Annotated in this window: 28 protein-coding genes; 22 read left to right on the top strand and 6 right to left on the bottom strand. The window is 39.8% G+C overall.

Annotated elements, in window-relative coordinates:
* The first annotated feature begins 4 nt into the window (after nucleotides 1-4).
* Nucleotides 5-430 (top strand): hypothetical protein, encoded by a 426-nt coding sequence (locus D4T97_RS04675; RefSeq protein ID WP_235872158.1) that lies wholly within the window; start codon nucleotides 5-7, stop codon nucleotides 428-430.
* A 32-nt stretch (nucleotides 431-462) separates the two neighbouring features.
* Nucleotides 463-933, top strand: a complete 471-nt coding sequence (locus D4T97_RS04670; RefSeq protein WP_126048237.1) for a DUF523 domain-containing protein — start codon at nucleotides 463-465, stop codon at nucleotides 931-933.
* A 54-nt stretch (nucleotides 934-987) separates the two neighbouring features.
* On the opposite strand, the gene fabZ is transcribed toward D4T97_RS04670, so the two are convergent.
* On the bottom strand, nucleotides 988-1,413 hold the full coding sequence (fabZ, locus tag D4T97_RS04665; protein WP_126048235.1) for a 3-hydroxyacyl-ACP dehydratase FabZ: 426 nt from the start codon (nucleotides 1,411-1,413) through the stop codon (nucleotides 988-990).
* 353 nt (nucleotides 1,414-1,766) lie between these two features.
* On the opposite strand from fabZ, the gene D4T97_RS04660 reads away from it, so the two are divergent.
* The 5 genes from D4T97_RS04660 (at nucleotide 1,767) to D4T97_RS04640 (ending at nucleotide 6,141) form a co-directional block, all read left to right on the top strand.
* The gene (locus D4T97_RS04660) at nucleotides 1,767-2,492 is read left to right on the top strand and encodes an MOSC domain-containing protein (RefSeq protein ID WP_126048233.1); all 726 of its coding nucleotides are present in this window, start codon (nucleotides 1,767-1,769) and stop codon (nucleotides 2,490-2,492) included.
* 127 nt (nucleotides 2,493-2,619) lie between these two features.
* A complete protein-coding gene (locus D4T97_RS04655; RefSeq protein ID WP_126048232.1) occupies nucleotides 2,620-3,414 on the top strand; it encodes a YwqG family protein in 795 nt (264 codons plus the stop codon).
* 413 nt (nucleotides 3,415-3,827) lie between these two features.
* On the top strand, nucleotides 3,828-4,874 hold the full coding sequence (locus D4T97_RS04650; protein ID WP_126048230.1) for an alpha/beta hydrolase: 1,047 nt from the start codon (nucleotides 3,828-3,830) through the stop codon (nucleotides 4,872-4,874).
* Between the two features lie 17 nt (nucleotides 4,875-4,891).
* A complete protein-coding gene (locus D4T97_RS04645) occupies nucleotides 4,892-5,818 on the top strand; it encodes a ketopantoate reductase family protein (RefSeq protein WP_126048228.1) in 927 nt (308 codons plus the stop codon).
* A gap of 89 nt (nucleotides 5,819-5,907) precedes the next feature.
* On the top strand, nucleotides 5,908-6,141 hold the full coding sequence (locus tag D4T97_RS04640; RefSeq protein WP_126048226.1) for a hypothetical protein: 234 nt from the start codon (nucleotides 5,908-5,910) through the stop codon (nucleotides 6,139-6,141).
* Between the two features lie 591 nt (nucleotides 6,142-6,732).
* On the opposite strand, the gene D4T97_RS04635 is transcribed toward D4T97_RS04640, so the two are convergent.
* Entirely contained in the window at nucleotides 6,733-7,539 is an 807-nt protein-coding gene (locus D4T97_RS04635) for a nuclease-related domain-containing protein (protein ID WP_268920400.1), read from the bottom strand.
* A 260-nt stretch (nucleotides 7,540-7,799) separates the two neighbouring features.
* Here D4T97_RS04635 and mutM point away from each other — a divergent pair, with 260 nt between their 5' ends.
* From mutM to D4T97_RS04575, 12 genes are all read left to right on the top strand, one after another.
* Complete coding sequence (gene mutM / locus D4T97_RS04630) at nucleotides 7,800-8,600, top strand: bifunctional DNA-formamidopyrimidine glycosylase/DNA-(apurinic or apyrimidinic site) lyase (RefSeq protein WP_126048222.1); 801 nt, start codon at nucleotides 7,800-7,802, stop codon at nucleotides 8,598-8,600.
* Between the two features lie 16 nt (nucleotides 8,601-8,616).
* On the top strand, nucleotides 8,617-9,456 hold the full coding sequence (locus D4T97_RS04625) for a deoxyribonuclease IV (protein ID WP_126048220.1): 840 nt from the start codon (nucleotides 8,617-8,619) through the stop codon (nucleotides 9,454-9,456).
* 129 nt (nucleotides 9,457-9,585) lie between these two features.
* Nucleotides 9,586-10,044 (top strand): GNAT family N-acetyltransferase, encoded by a 459-nt coding sequence (locus D4T97_RS04620; RefSeq protein WP_126048217.1) that lies wholly within the window; start codon nucleotides 9,586-9,588, stop codon nucleotides 10,042-10,044.
* A gap of 15 nt (nucleotides 10,045-10,059) precedes the next feature.
* Nucleotides 10,060-10,482 carry a FosM family fosfomycin resistance protein gene (fosM, locus tag D4T97_RS04615; RefSeq protein ID WP_126048216.1) on the top strand — a complete coding sequence of 141 codons (423 nt, stop codon included), beginning with the start codon at nucleotides 10,060-10,062 and terminating at the stop codon, nucleotides 10,480-10,482.
* A 21-nt stretch (nucleotides 10,483-10,503) separates the two neighbouring features.
* Nucleotides 10,504-11,511 (top strand): DUF1835 domain-containing protein, encoded by a 1,008-nt coding sequence (locus D4T97_RS04610; protein WP_235872157.1) that lies wholly within the window; start codon nucleotides 10,504-10,506, stop codon nucleotides 11,509-11,511.
* Nucleotides 11,512-11,659: 148 nt separating this feature from the next.
* Nucleotides 11,660-12,166 carry a GNAT family N-acetyltransferase gene (locus D4T97_RS04605; protein WP_164525471.1) on the top strand — a complete coding sequence of 169 codons (507 nt, stop codon included), beginning with the start codon at nucleotides 11,660-11,662 and terminating at the stop codon, nucleotides 12,164-12,166.
* A gap of 441 nt (nucleotides 12,167-12,607) precedes the next feature.
* Complete coding sequence (locus D4T97_RS04600; RefSeq protein ID WP_126048212.1) at nucleotides 12,608-14,350, top strand: ABC transporter ATP-binding protein; 1,743 nt, start codon at nucleotides 12,608-12,610, stop codon at nucleotides 14,348-14,350.
* On the top strand, nucleotides 14,347-16,080 hold the full coding sequence (locus D4T97_RS04595; RefSeq protein WP_126048210.1) for an ABC transporter ATP-binding protein: 1,734 nt from the start codon (nucleotides 14,347-14,349) through the stop codon (nucleotides 16,078-16,080). The genes D4T97_RS04600 and D4T97_RS04595 overlap by 4 nt, the downstream gene beginning before the upstream one ends.
* Before the next feature lie 293 nt (nucleotides 16,081-16,373).
* Nucleotides 16,374-16,691 carry a PadR family transcriptional regulator gene (locus tag D4T97_RS04590; protein ID WP_126048208.1) on the top strand — a complete coding sequence of 106 codons (318 nt, stop codon included), beginning with the start codon at nucleotides 16,374-16,376 and terminating at the stop codon, nucleotides 16,689-16,691.
* On the top strand, nucleotides 16,691-17,224 hold the full coding sequence (locus tag D4T97_RS04585; protein ID WP_126048206.1) for a DUF2812 domain-containing protein: 534 nt from the start codon (nucleotides 16,691-16,693) through the stop codon (nucleotides 17,222-17,224). Before D4T97_RS04590 ends, D4T97_RS04585 begins: the two co-directional genes overlap by 1 nt.
* 56 nt (nucleotides 17,225-17,280) lie before the next feature.
* Nucleotides 17,281-18,213 carry an ABC transporter ATP-binding protein gene (locus D4T97_RS04580; protein WP_126048204.1) on the top strand — a complete coding sequence of 311 codons (933 nt, stop codon included), beginning with the start codon at nucleotides 17,281-17,283 and terminating at the stop codon, nucleotides 18,211-18,213.
* Nucleotides 18,206-19,432 carry an ABC transporter permease gene (locus D4T97_RS04575; RefSeq protein WP_126048202.1) on the top strand — a complete coding sequence of 409 codons (1,227 nt, stop codon included), beginning with the start codon at nucleotides 18,206-18,208 and terminating at the stop codon, nucleotides 19,430-19,432. The genes D4T97_RS04580 and D4T97_RS04575 overlap by 8 nt, the downstream gene beginning before the upstream one ends.
* Before the next feature lie 195 nt (nucleotides 19,433-19,627).
* Here D4T97_RS04575 and D4T97_RS04570 read toward each other — a convergent pair whose 3' ends face one another.
* From D4T97_RS04570 to D4T97_RS04555, 4 genes are all read right to left on the bottom strand, one after another.
* On the bottom strand, nucleotides 19,628-20,119 hold the full coding sequence (locus D4T97_RS04570; RefSeq protein ID WP_126048200.1) for a staygreen family protein: 492 nt from the start codon (nucleotides 20,117-20,119) through the stop codon (nucleotides 19,628-19,630).
* A gap of 137 nt (nucleotides 20,120-20,256) precedes the next feature.
* Nucleotides 20,257-21,450 carry a chromate transporter gene (locus D4T97_RS04565; protein ID WP_126048198.1) on the bottom strand — a complete coding sequence of 398 codons (1,194 nt, stop codon included), beginning with the start codon at nucleotides 21,448-21,450 and terminating at the stop codon, nucleotides 20,257-20,259.
* A 16-nt stretch (nucleotides 21,451-21,466) separates the two neighbouring features.
* Nucleotides 21,467-21,775, bottom strand: coding sequence for a PadR family transcriptional regulator (locus D4T97_RS04560; RefSeq protein WP_126048197.1), 309 nt, complete (start codon nucleotides 21,773-21,775; stop codon nucleotides 21,467-21,469).
* A 220-nt stretch (nucleotides 21,776-21,995) separates the two neighbouring features.
* A complete protein-coding gene (locus D4T97_RS04555) occupies nucleotides 21,996-23,759 on the bottom strand; it encodes a PhoX family protein (RefSeq protein ID WP_126048195.1) in 1,764 nt (587 codons plus the stop codon).
* A 191-nt stretch (nucleotides 23,760-23,950) separates the two neighbouring features.
* Between D4T97_RS04555 and D4T97_RS04550 the strand changes: the two genes are divergently transcribed.
* The 3 genes from D4T97_RS04550 to D4T97_RS04540 all read left to right on the top strand — a co-directional run bounded on the left by D4T97_RS04550 (nucleotide 23,951) and on the right by D4T97_RS04540 (nucleotide 25,823).
* The gene (locus tag D4T97_RS04550; RefSeq protein ID WP_235872156.1) at nucleotides 23,951-24,622 is read left to right on the top strand and encodes a hypothetical protein; all 672 of its coding nucleotides are present in this window, start codon (nucleotides 23,951-23,953) and stop codon (nucleotides 24,620-24,622) included.
* 133 nt (nucleotides 24,623-24,755) lie between these two features.
* Nucleotides 24,756-25,217, top strand: coding sequence for an SAM-dependent methyltransferase (locus D4T97_RS04545; protein ID WP_126048191.1), 462 nt, complete (start codon nucleotides 24,756-24,758; stop codon nucleotides 25,215-25,217).
* Nucleotides 25,218-25,229: 12 nt separating this feature from the next.
* Complete coding sequence (locus D4T97_RS04540) at nucleotides 25,230-25,823, top strand: dienelactone hydrolase family protein (RefSeq protein WP_126048189.1); 594 nt, start codon at nucleotides 25,230-25,232, stop codon at nucleotides 25,821-25,823.
* The last annotated feature ends 57 nt before the right edge of the window (nucleotides 25,824-25,880 follow it).

The raw sequence follows: 25,880 nt of genomic DNA, 5'->3' as shown, positions 1-25,880 counted from the left end.
GGTCTTGAAAACAGCTTTGACATTGGTGCTAGGCTTATTTCTGTTGGCAGGCTGCGGATCTCAGCAAGCAGAAACGATGGTTCTCTTAGATGAAAAAATATCAGGGGTTAAAATTTCAAAATCAAAAGGGTTCGGCGGGATGAATGAAGATACGTTGCTATCCTTAAAGGATAAGGAATCTTTGAAAATAATGGAAAAAGCCATTGCTACAGCAATTAAGCAACCGGGGAAGGTTGACGTATCTGAACCCGATTACGATGTTATGGTCGAATATGAATCTACAGAGGGGGAATTGCCCACACATGGGCTTCATTTGTGGTTGGGAAAGGAAAATGAAAAAAGCATGTTCATGTATGTTACCGATGATTCGGTTTATCTTACCTCTGTAGAGATGACTAAACAATTAAGGGAGTTGTTACTAACGGAGTAAGCAATAACCGAACTTTAGAAGGGGGCGGTCAGATGATATTGGTGAGCTCTTGCCTGGCAGGGCTGGAAGTCAGATATGACGGAAAACATAGTCTGTATGACGAAATAAAAAGATTAGTGGCTGAAAATAAAGCGATCACAGTTTGTCCTGAATTGAGCGGTGGATTTTCAGTCCCAAGGGAACCTGCTGAGATTATGGGCGGAGACGGATATGATGTGCTGGATGGAAAGGCCAAGGTATTAGATAAGTCAGGTAAGGATGTAACGGCAATGTACATAAAAGGCGCGCAAGCCACGCTAAAAATAGCAAGAGAAATCCAGGCATCCCTTGTGGTCTTGAAGGAGAATAGCCCATCTTGCGGGAGCTCAATGATTTACAATGGTCAATTTACCGGGAATAAGATCGTTGGCGACGGCGTTACATCTGCCTTATTAAAAAGAAACGGCTTTCGGGTAATTTCGGAAGAGCAATTTGATGAAAAGATGTTTGACTCCATCATTTAAGGTAGCCATATGTAAAAGGGAGGGGAGATCCCTTTCCATTGGAAACTACCGGTCCTAATCACCAAAAGCAAAAATCAGCTCCAATTCGCAGACTAAATCTCCGTCAACAGTAGCCATTCCTTTGCCCTTACCAACTGGTCCTTTTAAGCGTGTAATTTCAATTTCGAGCTGAAGCTGATCACCAGGTTTTACCTGTTTCTTAAAGCGGCATTTATCTACTCCTGCCAACAGTCCCAATCGTCCTTGGTTTCCTTCCTGGGAGAGCATCGCAATAGCACTTACTTGAGCTAATGCCTCGACAATCAATACCCCTGGCATCACTGGATAATCAGGGAAGTGGCCGTTAAAGAAATTCTCATTTATAGTCACATTTTTTATTCCAACTGCTCTTTTCCCTTCTTTCAGTTCTATAATCTTATCGACCAAAAGAAAAGGATAGCGATGTTTAATAATATCCTTAATTTGTTGTGTATCTAACATCTTCAGCACCCCAGTTCATTATTAATTCTCCAAACAGGGTATTCTCAACTGTAAATTATCAGTCAATGCCCAGGGAATTGAAACCCATATCTTTGACGCTTGGTAAAGTTTTATCATGTAATCATCTGGTTTATTATCAAGTTGTAGTACCTGGTACTAATTATAAGGTAAGTAAAATGAATATTCAACTAAGGAAATATGAATAATTGAACATAAGCAGAGAAAGATTCTACTTGGAATTTTTTCATATACGAATTGTGTGGCACTTGTAGTCATGGAAACTGAAACAATAGATGATGGACGATTAAAGGTGAATGGTTGTATGAATGATAAATACATAGGGGGTAGATGAATTGTTAATTGGTCATATCAAGGAAATTGTTCGTCATCCAGTAAAATCTTTTCATGGAGAAAATGTTCAAAAAACGAAGATCATGGAATATGGCTTATATGGGGATCGCAGCCACGCTTTTTTAGATGAAAAAAGACCTGGAAAGTTTTTGACCATTACGCAATTCCAAGAAATGGTTCAATATAAAGCAAGATTTGTAGGAGAAGAGATAATAGATAATTATCCAAAGGTTGAAATTATGACTCCAGAGGGAAAAGTTTTTGAGTGGGGTGATGAAGAACTTTTTACAGAAATAGAAAACAAATCAAAACGGAAGGTTTCTCCCATTACGTATAATCCCTCACATGTACCTCTCGGTGCAATCGAGGAAGAACATATTCAGCTGGTAACAGATGTTTCCGTGGAAAAATTGAAAGAAATATGGGGGAAGTCAGTGAATTACCGGCGTTTTCGTCCCAATTTATTAATTTCTTTAGTAGATAAGACCCCATTTGTGGAAGAAGAGTGGTTCGGCAAAAGGATAAAGATTGGAAGACAAGTTGAATTAGAACTAAAAAGGCATTGTGAAAGGTGCATGATCATCACTGTTGATCCTGATAATGCGGAACGGGATCCAAGTTTGCTAAAAACAGTAGTGAAAGAAAGAGAAAATCGTTTTGGGATTTATGCGACTGTCATAAAAACAGGTGAAATTCACGTGGGGGATGAGGCAGTGCTGTGCGAATGACATGGCATCCTGGTTACAGGAGAGGGGCTGAACTCTTTAGGATATAAATATTGTTGTAAATCTATATTTTTATCACTTTTTAATGTATAATGCTTAGAACAAATGTTCCTTGGGAGGAAGTGGATAAATGAAACTGCCGCAGCAATTACTGCCATATGCCGAGGCTCTAGAAAAAACAAAGAAGCCAAGTCTGATTATTCAAGGAAAGATACAAAATACAACACCTCTTGAAAGCAAGTTTGGTGGACAGCCTTATTGGCTGAAGGCTGATGAATATCCGAAAGATGGAAATGGGGAACCACTTCGTTTGCTTGCGCAAATTAATTTTAGTGTAATGAAAGTAACCATTCCTGACTTCCCGACGGAAGGGATTCTTCAGTTTTTCGTAGCGGATGATGATGTGTATGGATTGAATTTTGATGATATGACAGAACAAGACACCTTCCGTGTGATCTACCATGATACGATTGAATCCGATTCGTCAAAGTGGATGACTGAGTTTCCTGCTTTTGGCGATGAAAATTATTTTCCTGTGGAAAAAGAATGTGCATTATCGTTTGTGGTGTCAGAAGAGATTGTGGCTGCAAATGACTACCGGTTCAACAAGCTGACCGGGCTTGACGGCTTATTGGAAAATGATGAGGACGAAGATTATGATGCTTATGACGATATTATGGAAGAATATTATGAGGTCGCGAGCGGGCAAGGTTCCAAGCTTGGAGGATATCCTTTTTTTACTCAGGAAGATCCGAGAGCATATGGAGATTATCCGATTTACGATACGCTTTTGTTGCAAATCGATTCCGAAGATAAGCTTAGCATTATGTGGGGAGATGTCGGGGTTGCAAACTTTTTCATCGCAAAAGAAGATTTGAAGAAACTGGATTTTTCAAAAGTTCTATATAACTGGGACTGCCATTAATGTGATTCAGTGGTTGAGTCCATGGGCATGGTGATGAATTGGCATCGAGCTATACATAAAATTTTCGAGAGGCGCATGGATGATGCGCCTGTTTTAGTTTAATGATGCCGGTTTAGGAAAGTTAAGGGCAATTTTTTCATCAGCTTGGTTCCATTAGACAAAGCTCAAAGCTTTTTAACTTGCGAAAATTTTGTGAGTTTAAAATAGATGCTTTAGACACTTCATCTATTTGTTCCCAAACTCAATCGCTGCTCTTATCCTCTTTAACTTGTAATGTCCCTTAGCTTGTAGATGTAAGCCTTTTTCTTTCAATACGAGAAAAAGACCCCGAAGCTAGCTTTCTCTTTTAAGAAAATGTGTTGTTCATGAATTAGGAAAATAGATATAATTCTATTAATAAGGGGGGATGAAGTATGGCGTTATTTTTTAAAAAGAGAGAATTCGTTATACCATCGACAGGTATTGATTCGCTTGAAAAAGTTAATCTGGGAGGGGTGGAACAATCTGTTCTCATCCAAGCGGTTAACCCCGACAATCCCGTATTATTATTTGTTCACGGGGGGCCTTGCATGCCAGTTCCAGGTGTCGTTTCACGCGGACAAGACTATGCGATTGCAACAGCCACAAAAAAATTGGTTGAGCACTTTGTTCTGGTCTTCTGGGATCAACGGGGAGCGGGAAAATCATATAATAAAACAATTCCTGCAGAATCTATGAAAATCGAACAGTTTATCAGTGACTGTAATGAATTGATCGACTTCTTGAGGAAGAGATTTAATCGGGAAAAGATTTATCTCGCCGGACATTCCTGGGGGACGATCATTGGATTATCCGTAGCCTCCAGATATGCCGAAAAGCTCCATGCTTATATAGGAATCTCCCAAATTATGAACTGGACGGAGAACGATCAACTTTGCTACGATTGGGTAAAAGAGAAGGCGGAATCCGCCGGGGATAACAAAACGCTCAAAAAGCTGGAGGAGCTGGGAAAACCTCCATATGACAAGAGTGTAAAGAAATTTAAAGATTTTCGCGGCCCTTTAATGGAATATAAATCCATGATTTACGAAAGCGAGACAGTCAAACACCCTGGAATGATGGGTGGGCTTAGGATATTTTTAAATTCCTCCGATTACTCGTTCAAGGATATTTTTCATACTTTTTACAGTGCATACAATTTGACGTACACACAGGCATTAATCGAGGATTTCGCAGAAGTAAATTTACATACAATCAAAAGAATCGATACTCCGCTATATTTTTTACATGGGAAACAAGACTTTCATGTAGATGGAAGAACTGTTGAGCGATTTTTTAAAAAGGTAGAAGCACCGTACGGAAAAGAAATGTTATGGTATAAGAATTCTTCACATATGCTCCATCCCGAAGATGCGAAGAAGGTCGAGGAGTTTATGATTGGTTTAGTGAATGGCTCAAATCTGAGTGAAAAAATAAATTAAAAATGTGGTGAGAATGGATGAGGAAAATTGAATCTGTTTCTTTGGTTGGTCTTGGAGCCATTGGTGCCGCCTATGGGAGCAGGCTGCACAATGAACTGAAAGAATCTTTTCGTGTTGTTGCAAATGCGCGGCGGATTGACAAATATTCCAGCAGCGGGGTGAAAGTGAACGGCGATGTTTATCATTTTAATTACATAACTCCAGAAGCTAAGGCCGATTCGGCTGACCTGGTCATTTTTGCTGTAAAAAATACAGAATTACCTCAAGCGATTGAGGATGTCAAGCATCATATCGGACCGGATACGATTATCTTATCTTTGCTCAACGGAATTTCCAGCGAAGACGAAATATATTCTGTTGTCAAAAGTGATCATATTCTTCACAGTGTGAGCGTTGAAATCGATGCGGTCCGGGAAAATAATGAAATAAGGTTCAGCACTTTGGGCAGAATTGTATTTGGAGATAAAAGTAAATCTTCATCTGACGATGTACTGGCTGTTAAAGAATTATTTGACAGGGCCGGAATTGATTACACAATTTCGGAAAATATTCTACATACGATGTGGTGGAAATTTATGATGAATGTCGGAATCAACCAGACATCCGCTGCTTTAAAAGCGCCTTACGGAGTCTTTCAAACACTCCCCATCGCCTATGAATGGGCTGAGTCTGCCATGCGTGAAGTGGTTGAACTATCCCGCAAGACAGGTGCCAATTTAACAGAGGAAGATGTTAAAAGCTTTTGGCCTATCTTGAACAATCTTTCACCAGAAGGAAAAACTTCGATGCTGCAGGATGTGGAAGCTGGTCGAAAGACAGAAGTTGAATATTTTGGTGGGAAAGTGTGTGAGCTGGGGAAAAGATATGATGTCCCAACTCCGGTTAATGACCAGCTATATAAATTCATCCGGATTATTGAGGAAAAAGAGAAATTGGAAATATGAGATAGAGGAATTTTAGAAAACTGTTTCGTTCCCTTGATCGACCTGTAAAAGAAATTCAAGGAAATTTAAAAAAGGAGATGCTGTTTGCAATGAATCTGGGTCAACAGAAATTCAAGTCGTTCATTTTAGAAAGAGTAAAAGATGGAGAGCAGGAAAAAGCGGAAGCATTGCTTACGGAAAGCTTCCAAAAGCTTGACGATAGAAGTTTTGACCAAGAATTTTTAATGAGTTTTGCATCGAGGATGAAAAGCTTGTTAAAGCCGGAACATGTCGAAGAGGTTGAAGCGATCATGAAAGAGTTTGGTTCGAAATTTTCGAGGTGAAACGCGGGACAGATGATGAATCTGTCTCTTTTTATTGAGATAGAAAGCAGAGCTATGGAAAAATTGGGACCACGGTAATCATGAGGAAACCCTTGAAAAGTAGAGGAACTAGTTTATGGGTAATTATCAATGCTTTGGAGTGATCCTAAGTGACCGCGAAGGCGAGATAATCATCTTGACGGTAACTAAGAGTGCTCCTAAGTGCCCGTGAAGTCGAAAATCTCCTCTTGACGGTAACTAAGAGCAGTCCTAAGTGCCCGTGAAGTCGAAAATCTTCTCTTGACGGTAACTAAGAGCAATCCTAAGTGCCCGTGAAGTCGAAAATCTCCTCTTGACGGTAACTAAGAGTAGTCCTAAGTGCCCGTGAAGTCGAAAATCTTCTCTTGACGGTAACTAAGAGCGCTCCTAAGTGCCCGTGAAGTCGAAAATCTCCTCTTGACGGTAACTAAGAGCAGTCCTAAGTGCCCGTGAAGTCGAAAATCTCCTCCTGACGGTAACTAAGTGCACTCCTTAGTTACCGCAAAGATGAATAAATCGCCATCACGGTAACTAAGAATGAGGAACCCTAAAATCTATGCCTAAATATTGAAACTATAGATAATAAGTATGTTTTCCGAAACCTGCCGCACTAAAATTTCCCCGAAGAACTCTCCTAATTGTCTTCTTAGAATCAATAATTTTGCACCAATCATATATCACATTGGTAGTCAACTTTTTGTTCGGAAAAAGGAGCTGGAATTGCTTAATGCTTCTCATTATAGAAGCATCAAGAGCTTCGTCATCGCCGCACTGGGTGCATAGGATTCGGCGATCATGCACAAAGGAAATTAACAACGAGCTGCATACTGCACAAACGATACCTTTTTCGAGTTGCTGGTATTCATAGTGGGGCAACCGCTCATAAGGGGATTCTTCTATATGTAGTTCCGCAAGTTTTTCAGCAAATCTTTTAAGATGTTGTGTTGGCTTCGCTGGGTTCTTCCTTAATTGGGTGATAAATCGATTAAGTTGGGAAGGAAGTACAATAGGGGAATTTAATGGGGCTTGAAATAATGCGAATTCTGGATGTGTGAAGATGATAAGTCCTTTGACAGGGAGGTTGAGGCCGAGCTTACGGAGCAATTGCCGTAATAAAGATTCACTGCGGTTTAGCTGAAGGACGGGGTTTTGAATTTCTCTTCCCGCACCGGTAAACCATTGATCTGACTCTATGTAGAAGTCACCTTCGAAATTTTTTACCTCCAAAAGATATATGAGTTCATTAGAAATCAGCAATGCATCGATCTGAAAGGCGCTGTTATTACACTCAAGCAATAAGTCATGAAGGATGACCCAATTGTCTGGCAATCCCTCTAGTAATCCCGCCATTTTTTGTTCACCTTCGTGTCCTTTTTCCATTCTGAAGAAGAGCTGCGTACTTTCAGGAGGCAATTCCGACCGCTGGATTAAATAACGGAAAACATCCAGTGACGGGGGTTCTTGATAGGCCTTAATAATCATTTTTCACGACCTTTCAATTTTTCGTTTAAAAATTCTGGCTATATACAGGTTAGTATTCTTTACATTGCTTGTCTAGGACAATTTGATCGAATATTCCTCCTCATGTTTTAAGAAAATTGCGGAATAATGATACTGAAACAATTCATGGAGGAATATCTATGCCGGAATTACCTGAGATGGAAACGTATAAAAGATTGCTTCAACAATTGATCGGTGGCAAACCAATTACGGGGGTTGTAATCAATCGGGAAAAATCGATCAATATCCCTACGGATCAATTTTCCCGCCAAATAATGAATCAAAAAATCGATACGATTGATAGAAGAGCAAAACATTTAATTTTTCGTCTGCAAAACGGCTCGTGCTTGTTATTGCATTTGATGCTAGGTGGATGGATGTTTTATGGAAAAAAAGAAGAACAGCCGGATCGAACCGTGCAGGTACAATTGTCTTTTGGGGACCGTCACCTTTATTTCATAGGACTCCGTTTAGGTTATCTATATCTTTTTTCACCTGAAATGATTCAGAGTGAGCTTCGGGAAATCGGACCTGAGCCGCTTGATCCCAATTTTTCGATGAATGCATTTCAGAACATTGTTAAAAACAAAAAAGGTTCACTAAAAACTACACTGATGAACCAGGAAGCCATTGCCGGAATAGGCAACCGCTATTCGGATGAAATCCTTTGGCATGCACAGCTGCTGCCGAAGAGAAAAATGAATGAGCTTGGCCAAGAAGAAGTTGTGCGTTTATACCAGTCAATCAGATTGATTTTACAAAAAGCTATTGATCAAGGCGGCTATATGGACCCGCTTTTTATTGGGGACAATAAAACTGGCGGCTATAAGATGGATGTTCACGGCCGTGAAGGAAAGGCATGTCCAAGATGCACTACTCCTATTGCGAAAATAGAGCTTTCCTCCCGAAAAACATATTTCTGTAAAAACTGCCAGCACTAAAGCGAGGTGAATCCAAGTGAAATTCGGCTGCCACATTTCCATTAAAGAAGGATATTTAGGTGCTGCGAAAAAAGCACATGCGATGAGTGCTGGCGCCTTTCAATATTTTCCAAAGAACCCACGGAGTTTATCAGTGAAAGATTTTAATCAGGAAAATGCGGAATTATGCAAGATATTCTGTGAGAAAACTGCCATTTTTTCAGTTAGCCACTCTCCCTATCCCACAAGTTTAACCCCAACGAATAATGATAAGCGTATTCAGGTGATCGACTCTTTATTAAATGATCTGGAAATTACCGAGGCATGTGGTTCAATTGGTGTCGTCGTTCATTTTGGCAAGCCTGTTCCTCATCTTTCTCTCCTAGAAAGCTATCAACTCATGATTGAGATGCTTAATGAAATTCTCAGTCAGTGGGAAGGGAAGGCTAAAATTCTTCTCGAAAATAACGCAGGATTGCCGGGGGCGATGGGGACTACATTTGAAGAATTAGTCCAAGTCAGGAATTTATGTGAGTATCCCGAAAAAGTTGGATTCTGTTTTGATACATGCCATGCGTTCTCCTGCGGGCTTTGGGAGGGGGGTAATTGGGATGAACTCCTAGAAAAAGGTATGGATCTTGGCTATTTCGAAGAGTTGGAGGTGATCCATTTTAATAATTCGAAATACGCTGCACGAGAAGGGAAAGACCGCCATGCTCCAATATTCGGAAAAAGCGGCTATATAACAGAGGATCAATTTCACGAGCTAATAAAAACGCCACAGCTTGCAGATATTCCATTTATTTTAGAAACGCCGAAAGAGGAATTCACACATGAAAAGGAAATACAGCTTTTACAGGAGAGGTGGGGCTCATGATTTTAAGGATAAGCTTCTGCTGAATCTTACGAATTTTATGGTAATATATTCTTAGCGAAGTGCATGTCCTTCGAATGTGTAAATATAATCAATTTTAAGACCCTAAATAATCATTTAAAGGAAAAGTCAATGAAAATTATTAATGTAAGGGAACAACCGGAATATAAAAAGATAGCAATCAAATATATCCAGAGCAAATGGGCAAAAGATTACAATAAGAAAGTTTACGAGAATTGTATTAATCATTGTATAACAACTGACAGTCCGTTACCTGTTTGGTATTTGGTGGAGGATTCAAGCAATATTATTGGCTGTACAGGCCTGATCAGCAATGATTTTATCAGTCGAATGGATTTGTGGCCCTGGATCTGTGCTCTTTATATCGAAGAAAGATATCGTGGCAGGTCTTTGGGTAGGGAATTGCTCTCACGTGCTAAAGTTGATGCCGCAAAAGCAGAATTCAATAATGTTTATCTTTGTACAGACCTCATTGGGTTCTATGAAAAATATGGATTCACTTATATCGGCGATGGCTATCATCCTTGGGGAAGCAGTTCAAGAATTTATCAAAGTTCAACTAATTTATAAAAATGAGGTGAAGAAGTGGCTGTTAAAGGTCTGAATCATTTTTTATTTTCCGTATCAGATTTAGAAGCTTCTATTGAATTCTATCAAACTGTATTTGATGCAAAGCTGTTGGTTAAGGGGAGAAGTACTGCTTATTTTGACCTCAATGGTATGTGGCTTGCCCTTAATGAGGAAAAAGACATACCGCGTAACGAAATTAGCTTGTCATACACACATATAGCTTTTTCAATCGATGAAGCGGACTTCGATAAAATGCATGTAAAGCTGAGAGCATTGGATGTGAATATTCTACCCGGACGGCCGAGGGATGAAAAAGATAAAAGGTCTGTTTATTTTACTGATCCGGATGGTCATAAATTCGAATTCCATACGGGTACTTTGCAGGATCGATTGGATTATTACAGACAGGATAAAAAGCATATGGAGTTTTATGAATGAACTATGAGGTGAATGTTTCTTATGGAAAAAATTTATCAATCTATTGAAAAGCTAACTGGGAGTGAGGCAAAGAATTTCTTGATGAATATGATGATTCAGTTGGATTTGCTGAAGGAGTCTGAAGTAGTACAGAATGAAATGATTGAGGGACTTTTTCATTTATACGATGAAGTTCTTGGAGTATCTAAACATCAATTTGTAAGAGAATATAATTCTGTACATATTGTGTGTGGTGGAGCTGCAGCGGGTACTTTGCGGGTAGGTTTGGGACATGAAAACAAAGTGATTGGCTTCCCTGATTTCTTTGCGGTCGGGCCGATTTGGAAGCTTCATAGCGATGATGGCTGGAAACACCGTTACCGATGGTTAAAGGACCACCTCAATATAGAAATGGATTACATGGAAGAAGAGTATGAACAGCGATTTATGAATACCCTTGAAGAAATCAAGGCCATTCCAGGAAATCTGCCCATTGTCTTATGGACGGCTGAAAATGCGGATGAACAAACAGGCATGCGTTACATATTGAATTTGCTGAGTGAAAAAACAAATGTTGTTTTCCTGATTAATTCGACTACATCATATAAGGAATTGTATGATACGGAGGAATACCAATATTTTTGCCTACATACGGGTGAAGTTGTCCCCGAAAAATTAAAAGAAATTGATGCAGTGAAACGAATCGATCCGTTGACTGCAGAAGATAGAAAAAAGTACGTAGAGGAATGGGCCGTACTTGAGGAAACGAAAGAAGTACTGCGGATATGGGAAAATGGCAAGATAGCTTCAGTAAGTGAAAATTATTATGATCAGCTCATTATTGATTCTGCCCAAAGACTACATAACGAACAGGAACAATATGAATTCATGTTATCAGCCCGAATTATTGGTGATGTTCTTGGCCATTTGGAGGAACGTGTATCTGATTCATTTTTGGAATACAGGCTCAGAACACTTATATATAACGGAGTTTTTGACATAAAAGGAGTTCCGAAAGGCATGCGATATTATCGTGTGAAATTGAAATGAGTTGTAAAAAAATATTATGAGTAATAGTTAAGAAGAAATTTGTTGGTGCAGATGCTAAAAATCGCTATCATGTGAATCAAGCAAACATACGAATAGCGCCAGCAGGGTATGACACGGATGAAAAATGTCCCTTCACAGGAGTGATTGCATGCATATTAGGAAGGTTCAAGCAGAGGATATCAGTGATTTGGACAATTTATTCAGAGTTTGCATGACAGATCTTGTGATGCGTGAAAACAAAGAGAAGAGCCTAATTGAGGAAGAAGTTGATCAATTAAACCGGATAGTCCAAGAAAGTCTTTTTGATTCCAAAACTGCTTTATTTGTTGCCGAGTTGGATCGGCAAATTGTCGGGACGATTGCTCTGAAAAATCCTAATCTGACAATCTCTGATAATATCCTAACCGAGCCCGATGTTTTCGAAGTTGGTAGTGTGTATATACGTCTTGCTTATCAACGCCAGGGAATCGGGAAGTTATTGTTTCAATATATTAAAAAAGCGCTTCTACGGCTGGGACAAACGAAATATTACCTGGATGCAGGATTTTCAACTTCACAGCAATATTGGCGACAGCTGTTGGGAAAGCCCTCGTACATTTTGAAAAATTATTGGGGGGAAAGGGAGGATCATCATATTTGGATAAATAATGTCTAGGATAATCATCATGAGGATTAGGATTCAATTTGATGAAAAGTCAACCAGACTGTTGACAATTATTTGAAAAGGATGATAATATTCAAGAACACTGAATATTTTTGCAGTAAAACATTGGCTCCCTGAATGGAAGTCGAAGGAGGAATGGATAATGCTTGTTCGTGTCATTTATTTTCAGTCGTCTAATTTCATACATTATCCATGCCCGTTTTCTGTTTAATTGTAATTTGTCAACAAAATAAAGGTATGGATAAAGCTTCTTTACCCATATTGAGATGCATACTCTTTTTAGGGTATGCATCTTTTTGCTGGAAAAATTTGGTGGAATTTTATTAAAAGGAGTAGATAAACATGTCCAAAAATCTAAAAAGAATGATTCACAAAAGGCCGTTGCTAGATAGCGGGTAGCCCTAGTCAAAACCTAGAAAGAAGGTTTGATACATGTTTGACGTATTAGTTAAATTAGGATGGTTTTTCAAACAGTCAAAAAAGCAATATACAGTGGCAATCGTCTTATTGATCATTGCCAGTGTACTTGAAGTTGTTCCCCCATATCTGCTTGGCAACGTCATCGATATTCTGACATCCGGAAATATGACCGCCTCCATACTTGGTCAATATATGCTTATCTTTGCCGCAATCATTGTCGGAGGATACTTTTTGAATTTTGTCTGGCAATATCCTTTGTTTGAGGGAGCCATCAAACTTGAAAAAATGATGCGCCGGAAATTGATGCTTCACTTTTTGAAGATGACACCGACCTTTTATGAAAAAAACCGGACCGGCGATTTAATGGCACGTGCGACAAATGATTTGAATGCAGTTTCTTTGACGGCGGGATTCGGCATCATGACTCTCATTGACTCCACTTTGTATATGGCTGCCATCATTTGTGCTATGGGGTTCATGATCTCGTGGAAATTGACTTTATTTGCTATGCTGCCTGTTCCAATCATGGCAGTGTTGATCCAATATCTTGGCAAGCTTGTACATGAAAGATATATGAAGGCACAAGGCGCATTCGGCGAGATGAACGATAGAGTTTTGGAATCGGTTTCCGGAGTTCGTGTGATCCGTGCCTATGTGCAGGAAAGGAAAGATGAAACAAGATTTGCGGATTTGAGTGAAAAAGTTTACGAAAAAAATATGCATACCGCTAAAATAAACGCTTTTTTCGGTCCAATTACAAAGTTCGGAACGGGGATCAGCTATGTCATCTCGCTTGGGTACGGTGCAGTTTTAGTGTCAAATGGCGAATTGACAGTCGGCCACCTTGTTACATTTAACGTATATTTGGGGCTTGCTGTTTGGCCTATTTTTGCGATTGGTGAACTGATCAATGTTATGCAACAAGGGAATGCTTCCCTTGACCGTGTTAAAGAAACGCTTGATTATAGAGCAGATGTTCAAGATTCAAAGAATCCAGTGATTTTAAATACTCCAAATTATATTGGTTTTGACGATCTGGAATTTCAGTATCCGACGAGTCAGGTGAAGAATCTGCAGGAAATTTCCTTGTCTTTAGGGAGAGGGGAGACACTTGGCATTGTTGGAAAAACAGGTGCAGGAAAGACCACTTTTTTAAAACAGTTGCTCCGCGAATATCCGCTTGGTGAAGGTCAATTGACAATCGATGGAATCGATTTAACATCACAAACAAAAGAACAGGTCCTTAATTGGATAGGGTATGTGCCTCAGGACCATGTGTTATTTTCACGTACCATCAGGGAAAATATTTTATTCGGCAAAGAGGACGCGAAGGAATCCGATATAGCAAAGGCCATCCGACTCGCACACTTTGAAAAAGATTTGGAAACTCTTCCGCAAGGGCTTGAAACTCTTGTAGGTGAAAAAGGGGTTGCTTTGTCAGGGGGGCAAAAGCAGCGGGTGTCAATCGCCCGTGCCCTTATAAAAAACCCGCATATATTGATTCTCGACGACTCATTGTCAGCCGTTGATGCCAATACGGAGGCAAATATTATTAAAAATATCCAAAATGAAAGAAAGGGCAAAACGACCATCATTACGACACATCGCTTATCAAGTGTGCAGCACGCTGATCAAATTATCGTTCTTGATGAAGGGCGGATCATCGAGCAGGGGACACATGGGGAGCTGGTCCAACAATCCGGCTGGTATAAAGAACAATTTGACCGTCAGCAGCTGGAAGGAGGCACCTCATGAGTACGGGTAAACGATTAGTGAAGTATGCCATGTATTTTAAACGGCCGATTTTTCTTGGATTGCTTTTCTTGACCGGAGCAGTTATTGCTGAACTGACAGGTCCGTTTATCGCCAAACATATTATTGATGAACACATGACAATGGGGAAAATCGAGGTAGAGCCGATCGCCTGGCTGCTTTGTTTATATTTAATATTGGCGATGATAACAGCCATTTTACGCTACTTTATGTATATATATTTGCAGGTGGGGGCAAATCGGGTTGTTCAAAAGCTGCGCAAGGATGTTTTTGGCCACCTTCAAATATTGCCCATTCAATATTTTGATAACCTGCCGGCTGGAAAAATTGTAGCACGTGTGACAAACGATACGGAAGCAGTCAGAAATCTATATGTCCAGGTATTGTCTATTGTTGCGACAAGCCTCATCACGGTAATTGGTGTATACGTTGGGCTGTTTATTTTAAACTGGAAAATGGCCCTGCTGGCACTGGTCATGGTGCCGGCCGTCTATCTTTGGATGATTTTATACAAAAAATATGCTTCGGAATACAATGGCGTGATCCGTACAAAAATTGCCGATCTGAATGCCATGATCAATGAATCGATTCAGGGTATGCCCATCATTCAAGCCTTTCGCCGCGAGAAACAGATGACGAGAGAATTTGACGAAATGAACGAGGAACATTATGCCTACCAGAGAAAATTGTTGTTATTGGATTCAGCAACTTCGTTTAACCTGGTAAACACAATCCGTTTGATCATGTTTGCGATTTTCATCCTTTACTTCGGAACCAAATCGATTTCCGCATCTGCAATTGTAAGTGCAGGTACTTTGTATGCCTTTGTGGATTATTTGACGAAGCTGTTCAATCCTATTACACATATCGTCAATCAGTTTTCCCAGCTTGAGCGCTCCCTCGTTGCAGGAAGCCGCGTGTTTGAAGTTTTGGATGTTTCCGGGGAAAAAGTGTCGCAAGAGACAATGCTAAGATATGAGGGGCATGTCGTTTTTAAAGATGTCTCATTTGCCTATAAGGACGATGACTACGTTTTGAAAAATATTTCATTTGAAGCGAAGCGGGGGGAAACGGTAGCCCTCGTAGGACATACGGGTTCCGGAAAAAGCTCCATAATGAATCTTTTATTCAGATTCTATGATCCGTCGAAAGGTAAAATATTTATTGATGGAGTAGACATAACATCGCTGCCGAGACAGACGATACGCCGGCACATGGCGATTGTTTTACAGGATCCATATTTATTTACAGGGACCATTTTTTCAAATGTGAGTTTGAATGACCCAGGAATTTCACGGAAAAAGGCAGAAGATGCATTGAAAGCGGTTGGTGCGGAACGGGTGCTCGGAAATTTGGAAAAAGGCATGGATGAGCCGGTTGTTGAAAAAGGGAGCACTCTTTCCTCCGGCCAGCGGCAGCTCATTTCATTTGCGCGGGCGCTCGCTTTCGACCCTGCGATTTTAATATTGGATGAAGCAACCTCCAACATTGATACTGAAACGGAAGAAGTCATTCAGCATGCGATGGATGTTCTGAAAAAGGGGCGGACGACATTCATCATTGCACACCGGCTTTCTACCATTAAAAATGCAGATCGAATTATTGTGTTGGAAAAAGGAGTAGTTAAGGAGCAGGGAACTCATGATAAATTATTGGCGCAAAGCGGTATTTACGCTGAAATGTATCAAATGCAGGCCCGAGTGACTTCGTAAAAATTAAGATAAGATTATAACAAATGAGACGATGAGGGATACAAGTAGTATGTCAACTTGTATTCCTTTCTTTATCTTATATACTCAATCACTCTGGGGAAATGCTGTAAAGATTCATCTGGCCATTCCTCAAACATTTTAGGGTAATTGGATGATCGTGAGGAAACCTATTAAAAAACGGTTCTGTTGAACTAACGAGAACTGAATAGTAAATATTTACTTTGACTACTATATCACTTTTTGATATATTACTTTTAGATATATCGAAAAGTAATATATAGGAGGGGCAAAGATTGAAATCCGTAGAGACACTTACAGACTCTGAATTTTATATTATGGCCTCTTTTACCGAACCAAGGCATGGATATGCAGTGATGAGTTTAGTGGAAGAAACAACAAAGGGTTTATTTGTAATAGGCCCTGCTTCTCTTTATACGATTATTAAAAAGCTATTAAGAGAGGAACTTATCGTGTTACATGATGACTCAGATTCACGAAGAAAAGTCTATGTATTAACCCAAAAGGGCCTTGGAGTGCTACAAGGAGATATTTTACGTCGAAAAGTCATGATTGAGTTGGCGGAAAAAGGTCTAGAAAGGGGGAATCTGTAATGGTAAGTACAAAATATATCATGTCGTACGGTCTTGCATTTTTTGAAGGGAAAGATATGGATAAGTTGAGACAAAAAGCATTAAAGGGCTGGCACTTGAAAAGGTTTCGTTTTGCAGGTTATGAGTTAGAAAAAGGTGAATGTGAAGACGTTATTTTCAGCATTGATTATCGTACACTGCAGCCGGACGAGAAAAGTGAGTATTTTGAAATGTTTTCGTATGCAGGTTGGACTCACGTTTGTTCTAGCCATGATATGCATATTTTTAAAGCAAAGAAAGGAGCAGTACCGATATACAGTGATGTAGAATCATCCAGAGATAAAATGGTACGCTTGGCGAAATCACTTAGGATAGCAGTGGCATTCTTTGTTGGATCGGCAGTAATTTCATGGCTGATGATGACATTGACTTCAGGGTTTGTTCAAAATATCAGTAAATGGGCTTTTCAAATCTCATATATATTTACAATACCTGCAATCATGACATATATGGCAACTTATTATCATAAGTGGAAAAAAGGAATAGACAAATAAATGATTCACGGAACCAAAATTCAATTTGAAGAATGATGAAGGAGTGAACAGATTCGATGGTAACGATTTTGTCGGTCGAAGGACTAGGGAAGTCCTTCAAGCAAACTCAAATAATCCAGAACATCTCCTTTAACGTAAGAAGAGGGGAGATCATGGCTATTCTAGGTCCGAATGGAGCGGGAAAGTCAACGACTATCAGAAACATCATGGGAATTATGTATCCAGACGAAGGGACAATAAATTTTCATAACTATGCGGCTGGGGAAATACCTCGTAATAAAATTGGCTATTTACCGGAGGAGCGTGGGTTATATAAAAATGTCAAAGTGATGGATATGATTTTATATTTAGCGGAATTAAAGGATTACCCGATTAAAAAGGCAAGGGAGCGAGCACTTGAGTATTTAGCCAAACTCGGACTCGAAGGGAAAGAAAAAGTATCTGTTGAAGAATTATCAAAAGGGATGGGGCAGAAGGTTCAATTTATCGGGTCAATTATTCATGAACCGGAATTATTGATTTTAGACGAACCTTTTTCAGGATTGGACCCAGTTAGCCAAGAAGTTTTTAAAAATGAAATTAAGGATCTAGCGAGTAAGGGAACAGCGATTCTATTATCTTCCCATCAAATGAATATGGTCGAAGAAGTATGTGATCGCTTGTTTATGATTCATCGCGGTCAAAAGGTGATTGATGGAACGTTGGAGGATGTCAAAAATCAATATGCCAATTTTAAATGTACCATTCGGGGTAAAAATGACATTTCGGAGTTGGAGCGGCTTACTCATGTAAATCGTGTTGAGCAAAAAGGGGATGTCTCCGTGGTTTATTTATCTCCAGATGTTGTTGTACCACTTTGGCTCAGACAGTTGCCTGAGACATTGGATATTCAGGAGCTTGCCATTGATCGGATATCCCTCCATGAAATTTTTATCGATGTAGCATCGGACAAACATGTCGAAAACGAAGGAAGTGTCATGAATGCGTAATAGTTTTAAAGTGGCGAAATGGGAGATTAAAAGGAATATGATGAATAAATCGTTCATTATCTCCCTGCTAATAACCCCCGTTCTTTTCATGTTCTTCTTTTTCGTTCCGCAATTATTTAGTGGCGGGGATGAATCCAAAGAAATCGATGTATTTATTTCAGATGAGTTAGGGGTTTTGGGTGACGTAAAGGCAATTATCGAGGTTCAGGATGTGAACTGGAAAATACATTCAACAGATTCAAGTGAGCCTGAGATGCAGAAACAAATTGCCGATAGTGAAAGAACTGTGTATATTCCACTTTCAGAAAAAACGTTGGACCAAGGGACCATTGATATATATATGAGTGAGGATGTTGAAGAAAGTTTTATCCATGAAGCTTATATTCTGGAAGCTCCTTTACGACAACTGCAAATTGATAGGCTCGGATTATCAGAGGAACAGAAAAATATGATTGCAAAAGGCATCTCGGTTAATCAAGCGCAATTTGACAAATCTATTGAAAATAATGAAGGCGTTGAGGACGAAGGTGATCCGCTAAAAAGAGTGATTCCGGGGGCGTTTGCAGGAATTGTATTGTTTTCGATTGTCATGACTGGCATGATGATTTTCACCTCTGCTTCACAGGAAAAGAAGGATAAAGTAGCAGAGATTATCTTATCTTCCGTAACTCCTGGTGAATTAATGCAAGGAAAGATTATCGGCTATTTCGTTTTAGGAATTACCCAAGTTGTCGTGTGGCTTGCAGTTGGATTGCCTGTAGTAGCCTGGAAGCTTGAACTGCCGTTGATGAAATATTTATTAGTTCCGGAAACATTGCTGCTATTAGTGTTGGCTGTTTCCGGGTACCTACTGTTTTCAGCAATATTTGTAGCAATTGGGGCGACGGTCGAGGACATGGCTGCGACAAGCAATTTCCAAGGCATCGTGATGATGCTTCCATTTTTACCCCTTATTTTTATTGGGCCTATCTTGGCAGACCCAAGCGGAATTATCGCTAAAATTGGCTCGTTTATTCCGATTACATCACCGGCTGTTTGGATCATGCGTCTCTCTATTTTGGACGACTGGCCATGGATTGAAATTGTCATTTCGTTATTCATTCTTTTTGCCACGATTTGGTTAATGATGAAAGCAGCAGGAAAAGTGTTTAAAATTGGAATTCTGATGTATGGAAAAAATGCCTCAGTGAAAGAAATTTGGAAATGGTTGTGGGCCTAGGGTAAAAAAAGAACCGCCATTCATTGTTTATATATGACTGGCGGTTTTGATAATAGTACACTAATAGATAACGCTTTAATATTCCTCCATAGAGCTAGTCTCTTGCCATCTTATGTTAAAAACGACAGTGCCAAACCAAATAGCTATTCCAAAACTATCTTTTATTGCCAGTTTGTGTGCAAATCAAAGGTCACCTTATTGCTTAATATTTGATGATCTATGGAAAATTTGCTGTAAGTATTTTCTTGGTGTTCCATAATAAAGAGTCTGTCTAAATGCAGGATAAGAAGATTCATAATGTATAAACATGGGGGCATCAAGAAGCGCTGGGTAATTGGAGTAAAACGGAAGATCACCATATACAATTCCTTTTAGCGCGGTACTCATTTCTTTTTTAAATATGTTAAAACGTGTACCTGACACTTTCTTACTGAACTCTCCGTTGTCAACATACGCTTTGCCTATAAAATAATAATTCCCCTTACGATCCTTTTTCCATTCCGCCAGGACTTCATCCCGCATTTTTGGATGAATCGCCTGATGGTTGAATACATATCCAATGTCCAGAAACAATTCGGCAGTGATATCTGAATGAGTAAGAGTGTATTTTCTCCCTTCAATCGGGTAAATAGTATTAGCAGGGGAAATGATCTTTATGGAAAGTTTGCCAGGATCGAATAAAGTCATATATTAACCTCCTATTAATATCATTCAATCTGCCGACAATAGTGACCTTCCGATTGTGATTTGAATGATTAAAAGCTATCCCAATTATAATATCTATGGGATAGCTTATGATTATTTCGATAAAATTGTCTTTATTATTAACTAGAAATTAACATACCGCCAACAGCACCTGACAACACGATTACCCATGGCGGCAGTTTCCAATAGACCAGCATACTGAATAATATTGCTCCCAAAGCAAAATCTTTCGGTCCAAGTATGGAACTTGTCCAAATGGGTTGATAAAGAGCAGAGATCAGGATTCCAACGACCGAAGCATTTACCCCCATTAAAGCTCCCTTTATATTGGGATTGCTGCGCAGGGAGTTCCAAAAGGGAAGCGTCCCGATAATCAGAAGAAATGCCGGCAGAAATATGGCGAAAGTTGCAAACAAACCGCCTTGCCAACCGTTCATCACCGCACCAATATAGGCGGCAAAGGTAAATAACGGTCCAGGTACAGCTTGGGCTGCCCCGTAACCCGCCAGAAATTGCTGCTCGCTAATCCATCCTGTCGGGACAAATTCTTGTTCCAATAATGGTAAAACGACATGTCCACCGCCAAAGACCAAAGAACCTGAACGGTAGAAACTATCAAAGAAAGCAATCCACTCCAAAGATGTTATGTTTCTTAGAATGGGGAATAGAAACAGAAGGCCGAAGAACAGGGTCAGGCAAATAATTCCCACGCGGCGTGAAACAGGAAACTGTGCAATAGGCTGATCCTTGTCTTGAAGGGCTTGCTTCCTATAAAGAATATAGCCAATAAATCCTGCCAAAAGAATGACGGATACCTGGGAATAAGCTGTTTGCCACAGTAAAGTGATGATCAATGCAAATAATGAAATGGCCTGCCTTTGGATGTCAGGTGTTAAGTTTTTTGCCATTCCTAAAATTGCATGAGCCACCACGACAACAGCGACAATTTTTAGTCCGCTGATCCAGCCAGCCTCACCAATATCAAATGTATGTAAAATAGACGCGAAAATAATGAGTGCAATAACGGAGGGGAGTGTAAAGCCAATAAAGGAGATGACACCGCCGAGCAACCCGCCGCGCATCACTCCGATACCAATGCCCACTTGGCTGCTGGCCGGTCCGGGTAAAAATTGACACAAGGCAACCAAATCTGCATAACTTTTTTCATCCAGCCACTTCCGTCTTCTGACATACTCTTCGTGAAAGTACCCTAAATGAGCAATGGGGCCGCCAAATGAAGTGAGGCCCAGCCTAGCAGATATGAAAAATATTTCCAGCCAAGTTTGAAGTTTACTTTTATTCCTTTCATTCATACAAGTACCAACTCTCTTATTCTTTAATTTCCTTAAATAATTCATATGCTTTTTCTCGAGCGAGAACCAGGGTTTCTTTACCTTTGTGGGTGATTGAATAATATTTTCTTATTTTACCTTCTACATTTTTTTCTTCTTTAAGTAAAAGGCCATCCGCTTCCATACTGTGAAGAATCGGGTATAAGGTTCCTGCACTGATTTCGTAACCATGCTCTTGAAGCTCCTCATGCATCCATGCGCCATATATTGGATGTTCCTTTGCATGATGCAGAATATGTATTTGTATAAAGCCCAAGAAAAGTTTTCTTAATATCTTGTCTTCCAGTTTGCTCAGCTCCTTTATAACTTCATTATTCGATATCTAAAGCCGATATTGTAATCCGATAATATAAACCTAACATAACTATATAGTCAAATCAATTAAGGCAAGAATCGATTAAACGAAGATATTACTGATTAAACGCACGGAAAAAGTAATCCACATAAATGCACACAATCTAGAAGAAAGACCGCCGGAACGAATCCCGGCAGTCTCGGATCAGATCTTATTTTTTGCTTTTTCCAGTTGAAGGGAGGTCGATATATCCAATATTACCCGGGTTCTGTGAGCCGACCATAAGGTAAGAGTGTCCATTCAAATCGTCAATTGCTTGAAGGCCGGTCACTTCACCGCCGTCAGGTGCAGAAATGATACGGGAAAGTTTCTTTGTATCTACATCATATGCCCATCCAAAGTTATTCGTATGCATGCTGCTGTCTTCCGCGATGAATAATGTTCTTAAATTCTCGGAGTATACGATATTATCAGGATTTGCAACTTTTTCAGGGTGAGCGGTGTTTCCATCGGCATCTGCAGAAGCTAGGTCCTCACCAAGCAGTAGACCGGACATATTCTTGACAACATAATCGCTATCAATTGGATTTCCATCACGGTCTTTTTGCCCTTTTGCCATGTTCATTTCATAAATGGCGCCGGCACGTAGTCTTGGCAATTGAATATCGTCAACAGGATCGTTAGAGTTTTTCATCATACCTTTTTCTATGTTGGACATGGCCATATAAATTATATTATCCTCTTTATTTATTGTGAGAGTTTCCATCTTATTAAACTCGGAGGTTGCTCCTTGGAGTGCACCGTATCTGCGCGACTCCAAAAATGCTGCCGCCTTTTCCATCCCAGGTTTAACTTTTAGCCATTCGTCTTTTCCTGATGTTTTAACACGTTTAAAGCCGTTGGATTCAGCATATGCTGCATCGTTTGTTGTTTCAAAAATATCACTGAATGTTAAGCTTTCGGCCAATTCTTTTATTTCTTTATCCGTTGCATGTCCCAATTTAATCCATTCCATATTAGCAGAGCCGCCATTTTGATCGCTCGTCTGATTCCATTTTGCTGCATATAATGTGCCGGCAGACAAATCTTTGGCCTTATCTGCTATGTACATGAAGGACATCGTATAGCTTCCGTCATCCCCAAAATATACAGTGCGGTTATCAGGTGCAACCGTCACGTTTTCAAATGATAAGCGTCCCATACCGTAGTGTTTGACAGCTTTCGTTTTACCATTTGGGTGAACAGTCACTTCAGTTGTATACCCATAAAGGTACGGATTCCCGATTACTTCCAGATCTTGGTAATAGTTGCGGGCAAATTCTGTAACCGGGGACTTCTCAGGGTTCGCTTCATGAGCCCGTGCATCAGGCTCATACTCTTCACTACCCAGATGCGTATTCCATGGTGATAAGACACCTGCACAAGGCGTCCATACGCCACCATCCGCTGAAAAATCGATAGGCTCAATATCAGTTATTTTTAATTCTCCGGTTTTTTTATCTTGTTCAACTGTATTTAAATAAAGCGCTTTTGGCATATTACCAATTTCATTTTTTGGCATACTCTCGAAATGGTTGATCAAATACAATTTACCGCTCTTTCCGTTCACGCTAAGGATCGTGTTGGCGTCCGGCGCTGTGGAAACGATAGGCTTTCCATCTTTATTTTTTATTATATTTCCGTTCACATCGTGAGCTGCTCCGACTGTTTTGCCGTTGATGACATCACCCGGACGAGCCAAAGATTTATATTCCATTGGTACATTTTTTTGGGAACCGTCATTCAATGTTACGAGCAAAGATGCCTCGCTATACATGGCTGATTTTTTGTCACTTGTGTCGGGCGCATCCATTCCAACAAACTCAACTGATTTTACGGATGAAATCGGCTTGTTCGGCTCAGCAAATACATTTGTGGCAGTGGGAAACAGAATCGCTGCACTTAACAATGGAGCAATAATCTTTTTCTTGTTCATTCAATTAGCCTCCTAAAAAGTTTAATAGATTAAATCTATATAAAATAGTAGAGGAGGATTGTTAAATTGCTGTTTTGTAAACATCTAGATTCTGTAAATTTTTTCTGGGTGATTTGACCTCGTCCCAAAGACACTCACCTATATGAACACACATATCATGTAGGGGAAATTAGAATGGTCGAGGTGAAAAGATGAATTATTATTATGGGGGAGTCCCTCCTAGTGACTATTACCGAATATTAGGGCCTTATTATCAAGCGACTCAGCTACAGGGGTTACGACAAAATCATTGCATAACCCAAGCAGAGGTTGATTTAAGAAGCAACAATCGCAGTCTTTGGGAAGAACATGTAGCTTGGACGAGAATGACCATTATAAGCCTGACCTTTAAGCTGCCAGACGTAAATTTTGTTATTGAAAGGCTTTTAAAAAATGCAACAGATATGGGAGAAATGCTTAGGCCATTATATGGAAATGCTGCAGCTGACAAATATGCTGCGCTAATCAAAGACCATCTTCTTATTGCGGCTGATCTTGTAAAGGCTTCATTGGCAGGCAACACTCAAGCAGCGATGGCAGCTGAGAAGAAATGGTATGCAAATGCGGATGATATCGCTGTCTTCTTAAGCAGTGTCAATAAATTTTTGCCGAAGGAAACCGTAAGATCGATGTTCTATCACCATTTGGACTTAACAAAGCAAGAAGCAGTATATATGATCAACATGAATTATCAGAAAGACATTCAGATATATGATGAGATAGAAAAGCAGGCCAGGGGGATGGCGGATATCATATCAGAGGCGATGGTAAAGTTGTATCCGGAAATGTTTAAGCTGCATCCGAATATGTATAGAAATCGATAGAGCAACAAGCTTAAACAGGATTGTTTAAGCTTGTTTATCAAATTTATCAGATAATTGGAAGAAATCAATGACATACAGGTAATTGACATGATACGTTTATTCCAATACTTGTAATTTTAAAAGGAGGATGGTTTTGGAAATAATCATTAAGCCAGTCGCATACGTTAGAAATTCTCGAAAAAATATCGAGGATGACAATTGGGGCTCGATCATTTCTGAGATTGAATTAATTGATGAACTGGATGAATCTTCCTTTCAGGGTGTAGGGGATTTTTCCCATCTCGAGATCATTTTCTATTTTGATCATGTAACGGATGATAAGATCCAGTATGGCGCACGGCACCCAAGAAATAATAAGAAGCTTCCCAAGGTTGGCATTTTCGCGCAACGCGGGAAAAACCGACCGAATAAATTAGGGTTGACTACTGCTGAACTTATTCAGCATGATGGAAGAAAAATAATTGTAAAAGGACTTGATGCAATTGATGGGACGCCTATTGTTGATATCAAGCCAGTGATGAAGGAGTTTCTTCCCAGGAAAGAAATTAAGCAGGCAAAATGGTCCTCTGAATTAATGAAGGACTATTGGAGATAGAAGAGGTGCAATTTGAGATACATTAATAAAGACTCAGAAACAGTCATTATCGTTATTCATGAAATATACGGGATCAATGAGCACATGAAACTAGTTGGTAAAATGTTATCTGAACAAAACGTTGATGTCTATTGTCCAAATCTTTATGAAGAAGAAACAGCCTTTGATTATTCTGAAGAAAACACAGCGTATCTCCATTTTATGGAAAATGTTGGTTTTTTGAATGCGGCGGAAAGAATACAAAGGGTAATTTCTGAACTAGGAGAAAGTTACGATAAAATTTATGTGGTCGGATTTAGTGTTGGGGCCACCATTGCTTGGTTATGCAGCGAGGAAAAAGGGGTCGATGGGATTGTCGGGTTTTATGGGTCACGAATAAGAGACTACATACAAATGTCGCCAAATTGTCCTACTCTGTTGTTTTTTCCGGAACAGGAGCAATCATTTAATGTGGCCGAATTGATTAATAGCCTTAAGGAAAAAGATGTTGAAATTCACATTTTCAAGGGTCAACATGGGTTCAGTGACCCTTACTCTTCAAAGTATGATGAGAAATTGGCAAAACAGGCACATAAAAGATTGATTGAATTTATCACAACGGAGTAAACAAACACGAAGTTCCCCCGGGGATTCGTGTTTTGTGCACTTGGGAGCGCATCATTC

This window comes from Siminovitchia acidinfaciens, from assembly GCF_003605385.1.
Taxonomy (GTDB): Bacteria; Bacillota; Bacilli; order Bacillales; family Bacillaceae_C; genus Siminovitchia; species Siminovitchia acidinfaciens.
This window is presented reverse-complemented; position numbering and strand designations above follow the sequence as displayed.